Source organism: Burkholderia sp. KCJ3K979 (genome assembly GCF_016759955.1).
In the GTDB taxonomy this organism is placed as follows: Bacteria; Pseudomonadota; Gammaproteobacteria; order Burkholderiales; family Burkholderiaceae; genus Burkholderia; species Burkholderia orbicola.
On sequence record NZ_JACFYV010000418.1, the window covers coordinates 1 to 1,455 of the forward strand.

Annotated in this window: 1 protein-coding gene; it reads left to right on the forward strand. The window is 66.2% G+C overall.

Going from position 1 to position 1,455, the window contains the following annotated elements; genetic code table 11:
* On the forward strand, window positions 1–1,455 hold a 1,455-nt coding region (locus H3O04_RS35325), incomplete at both ends, for an electron transfer flavoprotein-ubiquinone oxidoreductase (RefSeq protein ID WP_202589514.1).

The following is a 1,455-nucleotide window of genomic DNA, read 5'->3' on the forward strand; positions in this document are numbered from 1 at the left end:
GCAATACGGCCCGCGCGAATCGATGGAATACGACGTCGTGATCGTCGGCGGCGGCCCGGCCGGGCTGTCTGCCGCGATCCGGCTCAAGCAGCTGGCCGCCGAGAAAGGCACCGAGATCGGCGTGTGCGTGCTCGAGAAGGGTTCCGAGATCGGCGCGCACATCCTGTCGGGCGCGGTGATGGACCCGCGCGCGATCACCGAGCTGTTTCCCGACTGGAAGGAGCGCGGCGCACCGCTCGACGTCGAGGTGACGGAAGACCGTTTCCTGTTCCTGTCCGAGAAGAGCGCGGTGACCACGCCGAACTGGGCGCTGCCGGACAACTTCAAGAACCACGGCAACTACGTGATTTCGCTCGGCAACGTCACGCGCTGGCTTGGGGCACAGGCCGAGGCGCTCGGTGTGGAGATCTTCCCCGGCTTCCCCGCCGCGGAAATTCTTTACAACGACGACGGTTCGGTCAAAGGCGTCGCCACCGGCAACATGGGCGTGGGCAAGGACGGCGAGCCGACCGAGAACTTCCAGCTCGGCATGGAGCTGCATGCGAAGTACACGCTGTTCGCCGAAGGCTGCCGCGGCCACCTCGGCCGCCAGCTGATCTCGAAGTTCAAGCTCGACGCGAACGCCGATCCGCAGGCGTACGGGATCGGCATCAAGGAACTGTGGGAAATCGACCCGGCCAAGCACAAGCCGGGCCTCGTGATCCACACGGCCGGCTGGCCGCTGAAGTCCGACACGTACGGCGGCTCGTTCCTGTATCACATGGACAACAACCAGGTGGTGGTCGGCTTCGTGGTGGGCCTGGGCTACACGAACCCGTACCTGTCGCCGTTCGAGGAATTCCAGCGCTACAAGACGCATCCGTCGATCCGCGCGTTCCTCGAAGGCGGCAAGCGCGTGTCGTACGGCGCACGCGCGATCACGGCGGGCGGCCTGCTGTCGCTGCCGAAGACGGTGTTCCCGGGCGGCGCGCTGATCGGCGACGACGCGGGCTTCCTGAACGCGTCGCGGATCAAGGGCAGCCACGCGGCGATCAAGACCGGCATGCTGGCAGCGGACGCCGCATTCGACGCGGTGCAGGCCGGCCGCCAGTCGGACGAGCTCAATGCGTACCCGGACGCGTTCAAGCAATCGTGGCTGTACACGGAGCTGTACCGCGCGCGCAACTTCAAGCAGTGGATGGCCAAGGGCCTGTACCTGGGCACGCTGATGGTGGGGCTCGAGCAGAAGGTGATGGGCGGCAACGTGCCGTGGACGCTGCATCACCAGCACGCGGACCACGAGATGCTGAAGCCGGCGTCGCAGTGCGAGCCGATCGCGTATCCGAAGCCGGACGGCAAGCTGACGTTCGACCGGCTGTCGTCGGTGTTCATCTCGAACACGAACCACGAGGAGAACCAGCCGGCGCACCTGACGCTGAAGGACGCGAGCGTGCCGGTGAACGTGAACCTGCGCAC